Below are 13286 nucleotides of genomic sequence, written 5' to 3'. Positions count from 1 at the left end.
TATCCCTTCGCAGAATGCGCCCGATTCTACCGGTCCGCGGGCGCCCCTCCGGAGGCCAGCGCGGCCCTCGCCCGCGCCGTCAGCGTGTCGATGAGCGAGGCGCGCCAGGACGTCCACACCTTGGGTCCCGCGGCGCGCGCATCGGCCTCGGTGAGATGACGGAGGATCTCGAGCAGATCGGCACGATGCTCGACCGCGTCGAGCAGCGCCGCGACCGTCGCGGGGTCCTCCGGGTCGCGCGTGGTCGCGAGGCCGGCGAGGGTGAGATGCTCGCGCACCAGCAGCTCGAGATCGTGCGCGGTCTCCGCCGACAGCCCCATGCGGGCCGCGATCGCGGGGATGAGCGCGGCGCCGTCGACCGAGTGGTCCGTCGCGCCCGCGCGCTTGCCGATGTCGTGCAGCAGCGCCGCGAGCAGCAGCAGGTCCGAGCGCGGGGCGCCGCGCCGGTGCTTCGAGGCGATGGTCACCGCCTCGAGCATGTGCCGGTCGACGGTGTAGACGTGGATGGGGCTCCGTTGGGGGCGGTTGCGCACGCCCTCCCACTGCGGGATCCAGCGCACCGCCTGGCCGTGCAGGTCGATGGCCTCCCACACCTGCAGCAGGTGCGCGCTCGAGCGGAGCAGGTCGCGCAGGTGACCGCGGGCCTCCTCGGGCCACGGCACTGGCAGGTCCGGGCAGCGCTGGAGCGCGTCGAGCAGGGTCGGGGTGAAGGTGAGGCCCGTCGAGGCGGCGGTGGCGGCCGCGCGGAGCGGCAGCAGCGCATCGTCCTCGGCGCGATGCCCCGGCGCGAGCGCGAGCTCGCCGTCGACGTCGATGAGGCCCTCGGCCACCTTGACGTGGCGGGGCGCGGCGGCGCGGCGGCGCGCGAGGAAGGCGCGCGACCCGACGCCGGAGCGCTCGAGCGACCGGCGCGCTCCGCGCTCGGTGGTGTCGAGCGCGTACGCGACGGTGCGGCCCGCCTCCGCGAGGGCCGCGAGGAGATCGTCGGGATCGTCGTAGCCGAGGCGGTCGGCCACCTCGGGCGCGACGTGCCTGCCGAGCACGTTGACGGAGCGACCCGTCTCGAGCTGCAGCGCGTCGCGCACGTCGAGCAGCAGGTCGCCCGCCGCGTCGACAGCGCCGTGCGGGCGGTCGGTGAGCCAGGTCGCGGACAGCGCGGTGAGGCTGACGTAGTCGCGCAGGCCCCCGCGGGCCTCCTTGAGGTGCGGCTCGATGAGGTACGCGAGCTCGCCGTGGCGCTCGGCGCGGGCGCGCGAGGCGGCGAGAAGGTCAGGCAGGCGCTTCCGCGCGGCAGCGCGCCAGTCCTGGTAGATGTGCGTGCGGGCCTGGACCAGCAGCTGCTCGTCGCCCGCGATGAGGTGCAGGTCGAGCAGACCTGCGGCGGCCGCGAGGTCCTTCGACGCGACCTGACGGCACTCCGTGAGGGTGCGCGTCGAGTAGTCGAGCTCGAGGCCGGCGTCCCAGATCGGGTACCAGAGCCGCTGCGCGAGATCCGCGATCTCGTCCTTCCCGTGGCTCGAGCCGTCGTGCAGGATCACCAGATCGAGGTCCGAGGCCGGACCCGCGTCCCCGCGGCCGATCGATCCCACGGCGCCGAACGCGACGCCGTCGCGCAGACCGCCGCTGTGCTCGTCCCAGTGCTCCTTGAGATGCGCGAACACCAGGTCGCTCATGGCCTGGCGGCGCTCGCGACCGCTCAGCGCGCTCGCGGCCAGCATCTCCGCGCGTTCTCTCCTCAGACGCTTGAGGTCCCGCACCCCAGCGGGGTGCGGGACCTCAGCGCGGGAGCCGTCGTGGCTACCCATGCGTGATGCGGTTCCCCTTACAGGGCGTCCGCGCCGTGCTCGCCGGTACGGACACGGGCCACGTCGTCGACGGGGACGACCCAGACCTTTCCGTCACCGATCTTGCCGGTCTGCGCGGCCGAGACGATGGCCTCGGTCACGGTCGCGGCGTCGGCGTCGTCCACGAGGACCTCGAGACGCGTCTTCGGCACCAGGTCGACGGTGTACTCAGCACCGCGGTAGACCTCGGTGTGACCCTTCTGGCGGCCGTACCCGGCGGCCTCGGAGACCGTGACGCCCTTGACGCCCGCGGCCTCGAGGGCCGCACGGACCTCGTCGACGCGGTGGGGCTGGATGATTGCGGTGACCAGCTTCATGGTTACTTAGCCTCCTCGTAGGCGGTCTCACCGTGGACGGCGAGGTCGATACCCGACACCTCGACATCCTCGCTCACACGCAGACCGAGCGTGTACTTGATGAGCAGTCCGATGATCAGCGTAGCGATCGCCGAGTAGACGATGGTGATCGCCGCGGCAGCAGCCTGGACGCCGAGCAGCGTGATGCCGCCGCCGTAGAACAGACCCGCGTCGCCGTTGATGGTGCCCGAGGCGACCAGGCCGATGGCCAGGGTGCCCCAGAGACCGGAGACCAGGTGGACGCCCACGACGTCGAGCGAGTCGTCGTAGCCGAGCTTGTACTTGAGGCCGACCGCGAGAGCCGAGAGGACACCGGCGACGAAGCCGATGACGATCGCGCCCCAGGTGTCCACGGAGGCGCACGACGGGGTGATGGCGACCAGACCGGCGACCACACCGGAGGCGGCACCGAGCGAGGTGGCCTTGCCGTCGCGGATCTTCTCCGCGAGCAGCCAGCCGAGCATCGCGACCGCGGTGGCGGTGGTGGTGTTGACCCACGCGAGGGCGGCGTAGCCGTCGGCGGCGAAGGCCGAACCGGCGTTGAAGCCGAACCAGCCGAACCACAGGAGCGCGGCGCCGAGCATGACGAACGGCAGGTTGTGCGGACGCATGGGCTCCTTGCCGAAGCCCTTGCGGATGCCGAGCAGGAGGGCGAGCACGAGGCCCGCGACACCGGCGTTGATGTGGACGACGGTACCGCCGGCGAAGTCGTACGGGCCGGGGAGGTCCGCGAAGAGCGGGCCGCCGCCGCCGAGGAGAGCGTCGAAGCCCTCACCGTTGGTGCCGGTGCCCCACACCCAGTGCGAGACGGGCGCGTACACGAGCACGACCCAGATGAAGGCGAAGAGCAGCCAGGAGCCGAACTTCATGCGGTCCGCGACCGAGCCCGAGATCAGCGCGACGGTGATGATCGCGAAGGTGGCGCCGAAGCCGGCCGAGATGACCGACGTGGGGTCCTCGGCGTAGTTGTTCAGCACGTCGATCATGCCGAAGTTCGAGAACGGCTCACCGAACAGGTTGTTGACGGTGGGGCCGGCCGAGATCGAGTAGCCGAACAGGACCCACGCGAGCATGCCGACGCCGAGGGCGCCGAAGCTCATCATCATCATGTTCAGGACGGACTTGCTGCGCGACATGCCGCCGTAGAAGAACGCCAGTGCGGGCGTCATCAGCAGCACCAGCGAAGCCGACACGAGGAGCCAACCCAGGGCCCCTACTCCGTCGGCATATGCCATTGCGTCTTCCATTGGTTGTCTCTCCTTTTCGCTAACCCTCCGGCTAGTCACGGACGAGACTTCCGTAGATCTGTTACCCCTGAACGACCCGCGTGTTTCCGAATGGTTACAACCGCTTGGTGAAAGTAAAAGGTGCGTTGCGAGGTGGGGCGAATCGGAAAGCGCTGGTGGCAGGCACGTTGGAGCGGCGTGCGCCGGGCGCACGGGTGCCGCTCGTGGCACCGGAGCGCGCTACTCCCCCAGCAGGGAGTCCACGAAGCCCGCGGCGTCGAACGGCGCGAGGTCGTCCGCGCCCTCGCCCAGCCCGACGAACTTCACGGGCACGCCCAGCTCGCGCTGGACCGCGAGGACGATGCCGCCCTTGGCGGTGCCGTCGAGCTTGGTGAGCACGATGCCGGTGAGCGGCGCGACCTGGCCGAAGACGCGGGCCTGGGTGAGCCCGTTCTGCCCGGTGGTGGCGTCGAGCACGAGCAGCACCTCGGACGGCGGGCTCACCTTCGACACCACGCGCACGATCTTGCCGAGCTCGTCCATGAGGCCCTGCTTGTTCTGGAGGCGTCCGGCGGTGTCGACGAGCAGCACCTCGGCCTGCTCGGAGCGCGCGCGGTCCGCGGCCTCGAAGGCGACCGAGGCCGGATCCGCGCCGTCGACGTGCGAGCGCACCACCGGCACGCCCACGCGGGAGCCCCAGGTCTCGAGCTGGTCGGCGGCCGCTGCGCGGAACGTGTCGGCCGCGCCGAGCACCACGCTCCGCTCCTCCGCCACCAGCACGCGCGCGAGCTTGCCCACGGTGGTCGTCTTGCCGACGCCGTTGACGCCCACGACGATCGCGGAGTGCAGGGCGCCGTCGCCCGCCTCGCCGAGGGCGAGGCCGCGGTCGAGGCTCGGGTCGACCACGTCGAGCAGCGCCGCGCGCAGGAGCGTGCGCGGGTCGCCGTCGGGATCCGCCTTGACGCGGGCCTTGAGGTCCGCCATCAGCTCGTCGGTCGCGGCCGCGCCGACGTCCGCCATGAGCAGCGTCTCCTCGAGCTCGTCCCAGTCGTCCTGGGACAGGCTGCCGCGGCGGAAGATCGCGAGCAGCGACTGCCCGAGGCCGGTGCCGACGCGCCGCCGCAGGCGTCCGAAGCGATGGTCGACCGCCTCGGGCGACTCGACCGCGGGCGCCTGCTCCTCGACGGGCGCGGCGGGCGCCTCCGGGGCGGCCACCGGCGCATCGTCCGCACGGGGAGGCGCCTCACGCGGGGGCGCCTTGCGCACCTTGCCGGCGAGCGCGGCACCCACGCCGCCCAGCACCACGAGGCTCGTGACCAGGGCCACGATCAGGTCATTGTCACCAGGGATCCATGCAACGTCCACGGGCACAGTCTCTCAGGTCGTCACGGGCGCCGGTGCGGCGCGGGGCGGCGCTCCGCTTCGGCGGGCGCGAGGCTCTCAGTGGCGGTGGCGGGCCCGCGGCTGCACGACGGGGATGGACGCGGTCTCGCGGCCCAGCTCGCCCACCACGTCCAGCGTGGAGGCGGGGCGGTCGAGGTCGTCGTAGAGGTGCTCGCGGACGGAGCGGCGCTCCTCCTCGCCGAGCACGAGGCGCACGACCCGGCGCCCGCGGCCCTCGGCGGCGAAGGCCGCGACGAACACGACGAGCGCGATGATCGCGCCGACCACGAGGGTCCCCACCATCTGACTGAACATCTCGCTCCTCGTTCCGCTGGACCTTGCAGCCCCAGCATGGTGCCCCATCCTCACAGATCGGACAAGTCCCACGAATGGAGCGCGTCGACCCGCAGGGATAACGCACGAGCGCGCCGAAAAGTCCCGGGCGCCGCACGACGCCGGGATAGCAGGGGCGTCAGACGGCGGCCTCGTCCTTGAGCCGCTGGCTGATGACCGTGGTGACGCCGTCGCCGCGCATCGTCACGCCGTAGAGCGCGTCCGCGATCTCCATGGTGCGCTTCTGGTGCGTGATGACGATGAGCTGCGAGTCCTCCTGCAGCTCCCGGAAGATCTCGAGCAGGCGCCCGAGGTTGACGTCGTCGAGCGCGGCCTCGACCTCGTCCATGACGTAGAACGGGCTGGGGCGGGCCTTGAAGATCGACACGAGCAGCGCGACCGCGGTGAGCGAGCGCTCGCCACCGGACAGCAGCGACAGGCGCTTGACCTTCTTGCCCGCGGGGCGCGCCTCGACCTCGATGCCGGTGGTGAGCATGTTCGCCGGGTCGGTGAGCACGAGCCTGCCCTCGCCGCCGGGGAACAGGCGCGGGAACACGCGGTCGAACTGCGCCGCGGTGTCCGCGAAGGCCTCCGCGAAGATCACCTCGACGCGCTCGTCGATCTCCTTGACGATGGTGAGGAGGTCCTCGCGCGAGCGCTTGATGTCCGCGAGCTGGTCCGTGAGGAACTTGTGGCGCTCCTCGAGCGCCGCGAACTCCTCGAGCGCGAGCGGGTTGACGCGGCCCAGCTGGTTCATCGCACGCTCGGCCTTGCGCAGGCGAGTCTCCTGCTGCTCCCGCACGTACGGCACCGTCTCCGGCTCGGCCTCGGGATCCGCGTCGGTGTCGACGACCGGCACGCCCAGGTGGGGGCCGAACTCCTCGACCAGGCGGTCGGGGTCCACGCCGAGCTCGTCGACCGCGCGCTGGCGGAGCTGCTCGAGGCGCACGTTCTGCTCGGCGCGCGCGACCTCGTCGCGGTGCGCGTCGTCCGTGAGGCGCGCGTGCTCGGTCGACAGCTCGTCGACCGAGCGGCGCACCTGCGCGAGCGTGCCGGTGCGCTCGGCCCGTTGAGCCTCCACCGCGGCGCGGTTGTCGTCCGCGCGCTGCACCGACACGTCGATGAGCGCGAGCGCGTCGCGGCTACCCGCGATCACCTCGCGTGCGGCCTGCGCCTGGACCTCGCGCCGCGCGGCGGCGGCCTCCGCGCGGGCGCGAGCCTCGCGCTCGGCGACCGCGGCGCGCTCGAGGCTCTCGGCACGCGAGGCGAGCGCGCGCGCCCGCTCCTCCGACGTGCGCAGCGCGAGCCGCGCCTCCGTCTCGTGGGCACGCGACTCGCGGGCGCGCAGCTCGTCCGCGTCGCGACGCTCCTGCGCCTCGCGCGTGTCCGCCTCGAACTGCTCGGGCTCGGCCTGGGCCGCGGCCAGGCGCTCGGTGAGGCTCGCGAGCTCGTCCTCGTCGGCGGTCAGACGGTCGCGCCCCTGCGTCAGCTGCTCGGTGTACCGCTCGACCTCGGCCTTCGCGGCGCGGGCCTCGGCGCCCAGGCGCCCCAGCTGCTCCGCGACCGCGGCGGCCTTCGCGTCGGCCTCGCTGAGGCGGGCGAGCGTGCGCTCATGCGCACCTCGCGTCTCCGCCTCCGTCTCCTCGGCGGCACGCAGGCGCTCCTCGGCGCGCGTCACCTCGGCGGCCGCGGCGTCGCGCTTGTCGCGCGCGTCGTCGTAGGCGGCCTGCACGTGGATGATGCTCGGCGCGTCTCCCGCGCCTCCCGAGGCCGAGCGCCCGCCCAGCACGTCGCCGCGTCGCGTCACGGCCGTGACATGCCCGTGCGTCGCGACCAGCGCGCGGGCGGCGGCGAGGTCGTCGACCACGGCGACTCCGGCGACCAGCGCGCGGACCGTCTCGACCAGGCCCGCCGGGCCCGACACCAGGTCGGTCGCCCACGCGGCGCCTGCGGGCAGCTCGACCGCGGGGTTCTGGGCGACCGCGTCGGGGTCCGCCACGAGGAAGCGGGCGCGGCCGGCGTCCTCGTCGCGCAGCCAGCGGATCGCGTCCACCGCGTCGTCCACGGTCGCGACGGCGAGCGCGTCCGCGAGGGGGCCGAGCGCCGCGGCGATCGCGTCCTCGGCGTCGCCTGCCACGTCGATCAGCGAGGCGACCGAGCCCTGCACCGCACGGGTGCCGCTCGCGAGCAGCGCCCCGGCGCCGTCCTTGCGGACCAGCGACAGCTCGAGCGCCTCGCCGCGCGCGGCCCACGTGTCCCGCTCGCGCATCGCATGGTGCACGGCGTCCTTGAGCTCCGCCACGGCGGCCTTGGCCTGCTCCCACGCGCCGGTCGCGGCCTCGTGAAGCGCGTCGAGATCATCCTCGCCGCCCTCGACGGTCGCGACCGAGGTCTCGACGCTCTGGAACTCGGCGTTCGCATCGTGCGCGCGCTTCTCCGCGGAGGCGAGCTGCTCCTGCAGACGGCCGATCTCGGCCTCCGCCGACTCGACGCGCGAACGCTTGGCCGCCACCTGGCCCGCGAGGCGGGCGACGCCCTCGCGCCGGTCGGCGACCGAGCGCAGCAGGTTCGCGTGGTGACGGTCCGACTGGAACGCGGTGTCCTCGGCGTCCTTGCGCGCCTCGATCGCGGCCTCGAGCGCCTCGTCCGCGGCGGCGACCTCGGCCTCGAGCTCGGCGCGGGCGGCCTTGGCGCGCTCGACCTGCTCGTCGAGGTCGACGAGGTCGGTCGGCGGCGCCTCGCTCTGCGTGCTGCCGAGCATGCGCACGCGCTCCTCGGCGAGGGTGTGGAGGTTGCGCAGCCGCTCCCGGATCGCGCCGAGGCGGTAGTAGACGTCGTTGGCCTTGGTCAGCGCCGGCGCGGCCTCGGCGGCCTGACGCTCGAGCTCGGCGAGCTGGTCGCGCGCCTCGGCGAGCGCCTTCTCGACCGTCGCGCGCCGTTCGAGCAGCGCGGTCTCGTCCGCCTTGTCCTTCGACATCGACTCGGTGAGCGTCGCGATGTCGTCCGCGAGCAGGCGCGAGCGCGCGTCGCGGACGTCGATCTGGATGCGCTGCGCCTGCCGCGCGACCTCGGCCTGCTTGCCCAGCGGGCCCAGCTGGCGGCGGATCTCACCTGTGAGGTCCTGCACGCGCGTGAGGTTGGCCTGCATCGAGTCGAGCTTGCGCAGCGCCTTGTCCTTGCGGCGGCGGTGCTTGAGGATGCCGGCGGCCTCCTCGATGAAGTGGCGGCGGTCCTCGGGGGTCGCGCGGAGCACCGCGTCGAGCTGGCCCTGGCCCACGATCACGTGCATCTCTCGACCGAGACCCGAGTCGGACAGCAGGTCCTGGATGTCGAGCAGGCGGCACGCGGAGCCGTTGATCGCGTACTCGGAGCCGCCGCTGCGGAACAGCGTGCGGCTGATCGTCACCTCGGTGTAGTCGATCGGCAGAGCGCCGTCGGAGTTGTCGATGGTGAGCGACACCTCGGCGCGGCCCAGCGGTGCGCGGCCGGACGTGCCGGCGAAGATGACGTCCGCCATCTGCCCGCCGCGCAGGGTCTTGGCGCCCTGCTCACCCATCACCCAGGCGAGCGCGTCCACCACGTTGGACTTGCCCGAGCCGTTCGGGCCGACGACGCAGGTGACGCCGGGCTCGAACTCCAGGGTGGTCGCCGACGCGAAGCTCTTGAAGCCGCGCAGCGTCAGCGTCTTGAGATGCATGGGTGCGAGTGTAGGGGAACGTCTCCCCCGCTCAGCCGAGGCGCGAGCGGGGGTCCGGGATCGGGCTCAGAGGCCGGGGAACCAGATGCCGATCTCGCGCTCGGCGGACTCCGGAGCGTCCGAGCCGTGGACGATGTTGTGGATCACCGGGAGGTCCCACTGGCGGGCGAGATCGCCGCGGATGGTGCCCGGCGCCGCGGTGGTCGGGTCCGTGGCGCCCGCGAGCGACCGGAAGCCCTCGATCACGCGCTCGCCCTCGGCGACGACGGCGAGCACGGGACCCGAGAGCATGAACTCCACCAGCGGGTCGTAGAACGGCTTGCCCACGTGCTCGGCGTAATGCTCCGCGAGCAGCTCCGGGGTGGCCTGGCGCAGCTCGACCGCGACGAGCGTGTAGCCCTTCGCCTCGACCCGCCGGAGGACCTCCCCGGACAGGGCGCGCTTCACGCCGTCGGGCTTCACCAGGATGAGGGTGCGTTCCGTCATGGTGGGGAGCCTAGCGGGACGCCTCGGGAAAGCGACACGGTCCGCCCGATCCAGCGTGACAGGATGGACCCGTGATCACGATCGACGACTTCGACACGTATCCCGACTTCCCCATCGAGGGGATCCTCTTCTACGACATCGCGCCCATCCTCGCGAGCCCCGAGCGCTTCCGCGAGGCGTGCGTGCAGCTCATGCCGCCCAGCGGCGCGCAGGTCGACGTGGTCGCGGGCGTGGACGCGCGCGGGTTCATCTTCGCCCCGGTGGTCGCGCAGACGCTGGACGTCGGCATGGCGATGGTGCGCAAGAAGGGCAAGATGCCCGGCGACGATCTGCTCGAGTCCACCGCGGAGATCGAGTACGGCGCGCGCGATCTCGCGGTGAGCGCGAGCTCGGTCGAGGGACAGCACGTGCTGGTGATCGACGACGTGCTCGCGACCGGCGGCACCGCCCGCGCGGTCGCGGAGATGCTCGAGCGCGGCGGCGCCGCATCCGTGCGCTTCAGCTTCCTCATCGAGATCGGCGAGCTGCCGGGCCGCGACGTGCTCGAGGGCTACGAGGTCACGTCGGTGGTGGTGGTCTAGCGGCGGTATCCGCCGGACCACCGCACCGCGAGCAGCACCAGCGGCACGAGAGCGAGCGACGCGAACGCCGCCTCGAAGGCCACGAAGCCCTGGCTGATGGTCATCGGCAGCGGGTCGAGCGAGCGCAGGTACCCCGCGTGCACCGCGATGCCGGTGACCAGCACTCCTCCGGAGATCACGATGATCGCGATGAGGAACCACGGCGGCAGCTGGCGGGTGTCGGGGTGCTCCCGCACGAAGCGCGCCCACCGGGTGAGCGCGTAGAACACCGAGAAGTTGAGCAGCAGCAGCCCCGCGAACAGCAGCGCGTAGACCGCGGGCGACGGACGTCCGAGCCCCGCGAAGGCGTGGAGCTGCGCATGCTCGAGCTGCCAGAAGATCAGGGTGAGCCCGAGCACGCCGGCGGCCAGCGCGCCGCTCATGCGCCAGAGGAAGCCGCTCACGCCGTCTCGCCCGCCGCCTCCGCCGCGGCAGCCGCGGCATCGCGCTCCGCGCGTTCGCGATCGATGCGTCCGCCCAGCCGGACGCCCGTGATCCAGGTCGCGAGGAAGGCGACGCCGATGATGGCGATCATCGGCTCGATGAGGCCGCCCACGATCATCGGCACCTGCAGCGCCCAGCCGAGCGCGAGGCCCCACCGCTTGCGCTGCTGCCCCGCCGCGTAGCCGAGCAGCACCATGAGCCCGAGCCCGCCGCCCCACACGACGGCGCCGGGCACGTCGATCTCGTCGGCGCGGCTCAGGCCCCACAGCACGAGGGTCGCGAACAGCGCCGCGAACGCCTCGAGCGCGAGCACGGCCTGGCAGAAGATCAGCCGCGCGGAGCGCTGCGGTCGCGCGCTCATCGAGCCTTCCCCTGGCCCTTGCGGCGGTCCGCGCCGGTGAGCACGCGCGCCTCCGCGACGAGCGTGATCGAGCCGACCACGAGGACCCCCGCGCCCAGGTCGCTGTCGCGCTCGGAGCGCTGCACCGCGGCGTCGATCGCGTCGGGCAGGGACTCGGCGACGGTGATGCGGTCCTCGCCGAAGATCTCGTTCGCGAGCGGCTCGAGCTCCTCCACGGGCACGGCCCGCGGCGAGGACGATGCGGTGAGGACCACGTGCGCGAGCGCGGGCTCGAGCGCCGCGAGGATGCCGTCGGCGTCCTTGTCCTTGAGGATCCCCACCACGCCGACGAGCGTCTCGAACGCGAAGGACTCGTCGAGCGCGGAGACCAACGCCTCGATGCCGTGGGGGTTGTGCGCGGCGTCGACGAGGATGAGCGGCGCCGTGCGGACCGCCTCGAGGCGCCCGGGCGAGCTCACCTGGGCGAAGGCCGCCTCGACGGTCTCGCCCGCGAGCGATGCCGGCTCTCCCCCCGCGGCCAGCAGCAGCTCGGTCGCCGCGAGCGCGAGCAGCGCGTTGTGCGCCTGGTAGGGCCCGTAGAGCGGGATGAAGATGTCGGTGTAGGTCGCGGCCGCGGTGCGCAGGGTCGCCAGCTGTCCCCCGACGCCCGGCTGCCGCTCCATCACCTCGAGCGCCTCGCCCTCCCGGTAGGCCCGTGCGCCGCGCTCCTCGATCGCCGCGTCGAGCACCGGCTCGACCGACTCGGACTGCGCGGCCATCACGACCGCGGCGCCGTCCTTGATGATCCCGGACTTCTCGGCCGCGATGTCCGCGAGCGAGTCGCCCAGCCACTCCTGGTGATCGAGGCCCACGGGCGTGACGACCGCGACCTCGCCGGTCGCGACGTTGGTCGCGTCCCACACGCCTCCCATGCCGACCTCGATGACGGCGACGTCGACGGGCGCGTCCGCGAAGGCGGCGAACGCGAGCACCACGAGCACCTCGAAGAAGCTCATGCGGGGTCCGCCTGCCGCGGTCGCGCGCGCATCGACCAGGTGGATGATCGGGGCGACCTCCAGCCACAGGCGCACGAAGTCCTCGAGCGCGATGGGCTCGCCGTCGATCTGGATGCGCTCGCGCACCGTGGTGAGGTGCGGCGACGTGAACAGCCCGGTGCGCAGCCCGTGCTCGCGCACCAGCGACTCGGTCATGCGCGCGGTCGAGGTCTTGCCGTTGGTACCCGTGAGGTGGATCACCTTGTAGGCGTCCTGCGGGCTGCCCAGGAGGTCGCAGGCCTCGCGGACGCGGTCGAGGGTGGGCTCGAAGTCGTGCTCGGGGTTGCGGGAGACGATGTGCGCGTAGATCTCGCGCTCGGCCTCCTCGAGGCTCATGCCACCGAGGTCAAGGTCGGTCATGCGCACAAGTCTGTCACGGCGCCGCGCAGGCCCGGACGCACAAAGGTTGTCAACCAGTTGACACAGGAATGTCAACGTGTTGACATGAGGGCGTGAGCGAACCGACCTCCTTCCTCCTCCACCGCGTGATCGTCGCGATGGACACCTACGCCGACGAGCTGCTGCGCCGCGAGCACGGCGTCACCTTCGCGACGTTCGGCTTCCTCGCCGTCGCGGCGTCGATGCCGGGCGCGGACGTCACGTCGCTCGCCCGGGGCGCAGGGATGTCGAAGGCCGCGGCCAGCAAGCGCATCCCGCCGCTCGTGAGCGACGGCTACCTCACCTCCGAGCCGGACCCCCACCACGGGCGCCGGCTCCGCATCGTCCCCACGCCCCGGGCGTACGCGCTCATCGCGGCCGCAGGGGCGCGCCTCGAGGCGGAGTTCTCCGACCTCTTCACGCTGCATCCGCAGCTCGACGAATCAGCCCTGCGCCACCAGCTCGAGACCCTCGCCGGGGTGCTCGGGCTCCCCGACACCCCAGGAGAGCAGCCATGAGCACCATCGCCGTCGTCATCGGGCACCCGCTTCCGGACACCCTCACGTCACGCCTCGCCCGCGCCTACGCCGAGGCCGCGTCGGCCCACGCGGACGTGCGCATCATCGACCTCGCCGATCGCGACTTCGACCCGAACCCCGCCGCCCCGGACGATCTTCGCGCGCCGGGCGGCGACCTGCGGCACCTCGACGAGGCGGTCGCGGGGATGGTCGTCGACCTCGAGGCCGCGGACCATCTCGCGTTCTTCTACCCGCAGTGGTGGGGCACGTACCCGGCCGTCTTCAAGGCCTTCGTCGACCGCGCGTTCCTCAGCGGGGTCGCGTACCTCAAGGAGGACCGCACCCCCACCCGGCTATGGTCGGGCAAGACCGCGCGCCTCACCACCACGATGGACTCGCCGACCTGGTGGAACGCGCTCGTCTACCGCGACGCGATGATCGCGTCGATGCGCCACGCGACCCTGGGGTACGTCGGCGTGAGGACCATCGGCGTCCGCCGGCTCGCCGAGGCGCGCTTCGCCTCCGAGGAGCGCCGCGCGCGCTGGGTCGCCCAGGCGGCGCGCGACGGGGCCGCCGATGCGGCGCGCGTCGCGGCGTCCCCGCGGG

At 72.6% G+C, this 13286-nt stretch carries 13 protein-coding genes; 3 read left to right on the top strand and 10 right to left on the bottom strand.

The genetic code is table 11. The features are described 5' to 3' along the window. Positions 1 to 26: 26 nt before the first annotated feature. The 7 genes from TR42_RS09765 to ndk form a co-directional block, all read right to left on the bottom strand. Complete coding sequence (locus TR42_RS09765) at positions 27 to 1805, bottom strand: [protein-PII] uridylyltransferase family protein (protein WP_042215356.1); 1779 nt, start codon at positions 1803 to 1805, stop codon at positions 27 to 29. A gap of 17 nt (positions 1806 to 1822) precedes the next feature. Continuing rightward, entirely contained in the window at positions 1823 to 2161 is a 339-nt protein-coding gene (locus TR42_RS09760; RefSeq protein ID WP_042215355.1) for a P-II family nitrogen regulator, read from the bottom strand. Positions 2162 to 2163: 2 nt separating this feature from the next. Next, positions 2164 to 3435, bottom strand: a complete 1272-nt coding sequence (locus tag TR42_RS09755; protein WP_042215353.1) for an ammonium transporter — start codon at positions 3433 to 3435, stop codon at positions 2164 to 2166. A gap of 231 nt (positions 3436 to 3666) precedes the next feature. Further along, positions 3667 to 4791, bottom strand: coding sequence for a signal recognition particle-docking protein FtsY (ftsY, locus tag TR42_RS09750; protein WP_236623420.1), 1125 nt, complete (start codon positions 4789 to 4791; stop codon positions 3667 to 3669). A gap of 75 nt (positions 4792 to 4866) precedes the next feature. Then, complete coding sequence (locus TR42_RS09745; protein ID WP_143058977.1) at positions 4867 to 5124, bottom strand: hypothetical protein; 258 nt, start codon at positions 5122 to 5124, stop codon at positions 4867 to 4869. A gap of 157 nt (positions 5125 to 5281) precedes the next feature. Continuing rightward, positions 5282 to 8839: a chromosome segregation protein SMC gene (gene smc, locus TR42_RS09740; protein WP_042215349.1), complete on the bottom strand. Its 3558-nt coding sequence runs from the start codon at positions 8837 to 8839 to the stop codon at positions 5282 to 5284. A gap of 66 nt (positions 8840 to 8905) precedes the next feature. Further along, the gene (ndk, locus tag TR42_RS09735) at positions 8906 to 9325 is read right to left on the bottom strand and encodes a nucleoside-diphosphate kinase (RefSeq protein ID WP_042215348.1); all 420 of its coding nucleotides are present in this window, start codon (positions 9323 to 9325) and stop codon (positions 8906 to 8908) included. Positions 9326 to 9396: 71 nt separating this feature from the next. Here ndk and TR42_RS09730 point away from each other — a divergent pair, with 71 nt between their 5' ends. Beyond that, positions 9397 to 9906, top strand: a complete 510-nt coding sequence (locus TR42_RS09730) for an adenine phosphoribosyltransferase (protein ID WP_052405917.1) — start codon at positions 9397 to 9399, stop codon at positions 9904 to 9906. Here the strand turns inward: TR42_RS09730 and TR42_RS09725 are convergent. The 3 genes from TR42_RS09725 to TR42_RS09715 are packed head-to-tail and all read right to left on the bottom strand — an operon-like array spanning position 9903 to position 12144. Further along, entirely contained in the window at positions 9903 to 10349 is a 447-nt protein-coding gene (locus TR42_RS09725) for a hypothetical protein (protein WP_042215346.1), read from the bottom strand. The two genes, TR42_RS09730 and TR42_RS09725, sit on opposite strands and share 4 nt — an antisense overlap. Beyond that, positions 10346 to 10750: a DUF4233 domain-containing protein gene (locus TR42_RS09720; RefSeq protein ID WP_042215345.1), complete on the bottom strand. Its 405-nt coding sequence runs from the start codon at positions 10748 to 10750 to the stop codon at positions 10346 to 10348. Before TR42_RS09720 ends, TR42_RS09725 begins: the two co-directional genes overlap by 4 nt. Next, positions 10747 to 12144: a bifunctional folylpolyglutamate synthase/dihydrofolate synthase gene (locus tag TR42_RS09715; RefSeq protein WP_042215343.1), complete on the bottom strand. Its 1398-nt coding sequence runs from the start codon at positions 12142 to 12144 to the stop codon at positions 10747 to 10749. Before TR42_RS09715 ends, TR42_RS09720 begins: the two co-directional genes overlap by 4 nt. Before the next feature lie 92 nt (positions 12145 to 12236). Here TR42_RS09715 and TR42_RS09710 point away from each other — a divergent pair, with 92 nt between their 5' ends. Together TR42_RS09710 and TR42_RS09705 are read left to right on the top strand one after the other, a co-directional pair. Next, on the top strand, positions 12237 to 12680 hold the full coding sequence (locus tag TR42_RS09710) for a MarR family winged helix-turn-helix transcriptional regulator (RefSeq protein ID WP_052405915.1): 444 nt from the start codon (positions 12237 to 12239) through the stop codon (positions 12678 to 12680). After that, on the top strand, positions 12677 to 13286 hold a 610-nt coding region (locus TR42_RS09705; RefSeq protein ID WP_042215342.1), incomplete at its 3' end, for an NAD(P)H-dependent oxidoreductase. The genes TR42_RS09710 and TR42_RS09705, both read left to right, overlap by 4 nt.

Origin of the sequence: Demequina mangrovi, from assembly GCF_000759715.1 — a bacterium.
Classification (GTDB): Bacteria; Actinomycetota; Actinomycetes; order Actinomycetales; family Demequinaceae; genus Demequina; species Demequina mangrovi.
This window is presented reverse-complemented; position numbering and strand designations above follow the sequence as displayed.

What these genes read in the sequence shown, in the direction of transcription:
- TR42_RS09760 (WP_042215355.1), bottom strand. Translation starts at nt 2,161, where the DNA reads ATGAAGCTGGTCACCGCAATCATCCAGCCCCACCGCGTCGACGAGGTC.
- ndk (WP_042215348.1), bottom strand. Translation starts at nt 9,325, where the DNA reads ATGACGGAACGCACCCTCATCCTGGTGAAGCCCGACGGCGTGAAGCGC.
- TR42_RS09720 (WP_042215345.1), bottom strand. Translation starts at nt 10,750, where the DNA reads ATGAGCGCGCGACCGCAGCGCTCCGCGCGGCTGATCTTCTGCCAGGCC.
- TR42_RS09765 (WP_042215356.1), bottom strand. Translation starts at nt 1,805, where the DNA reads ATGGGTAGCCACGACGGCTCCCGCGCTGAGGTCCCGCACCCCGCTGGG.
- smc (WP_042215349.1), bottom strand. Translation starts at nt 8,839, where the DNA reads ATGCATCTCAAGACGCTGACGCTGCGCGGCTTCAAGAGCTTCGCGTCG.
- TR42_RS09745 (WP_143058977.1), bottom strand. Translation starts at nt 5,124, where the DNA reads ATGTTCAGTCAGATGGTGGGGACCCTCGTGGTCGGCGCGATCATCGCG.
- TR42_RS09715 (WP_042215343.1), bottom strand. Translation starts at nt 12,144, where the DNA reads ATGACCGACCTTGACCTCGGTGGCATGAGCCTCGAGGAGGCCGAGCGC.
- TR42_RS09755 (WP_042215353.1), bottom strand. Translation starts at nt 3,435, where the DNA reads ATGGCATATGCCGACGGAGTAGGGGCCCTGGGTTGGCTCCTCGTGTCG.